Raw genomic sequence first — 900 nt, forward strand, 5'->3', positions numbered from 1 at the left:
GCGTGTCTCGTTTCCAAGTCTTTACCGATGATCAGTGGGCCCGCGTTGAGCCGTTGCTGCCCAGTTCCGACGGCCAGCGCGGTCGCCCGTTCCGGAACCACCGCCAAGTCGTGGAGGGCATCGCTTACCGGTACCGGTGCGGGATTGCCTGGCGGGACCTTCCCGCAGAGTTCGGTCCGTGGCAGACGGTGTGGAAGCGGCACCGCCGATACGCGTCTGACGGGACGTGGGACCGGATCCACTCCGTGCTGCTGACCGAAGCCGACGCCGATGGGGAGATCGACTGGACTGTATCGGTGGACTCAACGATCAACCGCGCCCATCAGCACGGAACCAACCTTCCCCGCAACACAGGGGGATCCGCCGAATTACAAGAAACTCTGGGCCGAGCCTGAGGATCACGCAGTTGGGCGTTCCCGGGGCGGCTTGAGCACGAAGATCCACCACGCCTGCGACGGGAAAGGCAGGCCTCTGGCGTTCATCATTGGACCAGGCCAAGGTTCGGACTCACGCTTGTTCCCGCACGTCATCGACGCCATCAACGTCCCGCGCGCCGGGACGGGACGGGCCCGGACCCGCCCCGACGCGGTGATGGGCGACAAAGCCTACTCTTCCAGGGCCAACCGCTCACTCCTGCGGGCCCGGAAGATCAAGGCAGTCATTCCCGAACCCAGAGACCAGATCGCCAACCGCAAACGCAAAGGCGCACGCGGTGGCCGACCCGTGGACTTCGACAGCGAGGCCTACAAAGGCAGGTCCGTCGTCGAGCAGTCCTTCAACATTTTCAAGCAATGGCGCAGCATCGCCACCCGATACGACAAGCTCGCCATCACCTACCGCTCCGGGGTCGCCCTCTACTCCGTCCTCATCTGGCTACGCCAATAAGGAGACACGCCCTAG

1 protein-coding gene is annotated in these 900 nt (G+C 64.2%); it reads left to right on the forward strand.

Annotated elements, in window-relative coordinates; all coding sequences use genetic code 11:
- Nucleotides 1–2: 2 nt before the first annotated feature.
- Nucleotides 3–885, forward strand: a protein-coding gene (locus PY310_RS21480) for an IS5 family transposase (RefSeq protein WP_275216659.1) whose coding sequence is annotated in 2 segments (ribosomal slippage) — nucleotides 3–365 and nucleotides 367–885 — 882 coding nt in all. Because the reading frame shifts where the segments join, the coding sequence is not laid out codon by codon here.
- Nucleotides 886–900: the final 15 nt, after the last annotated feature.

It is taken from the genome of Pseudarthrobacter naphthalenicus (assembly GCF_029076445.1).
Lineage (GTDB): Bacteria > Actinomycetota > Actinomycetes > Actinomycetales > Micrococcaceae > Arthrobacter > Arthrobacter naphthalenicus.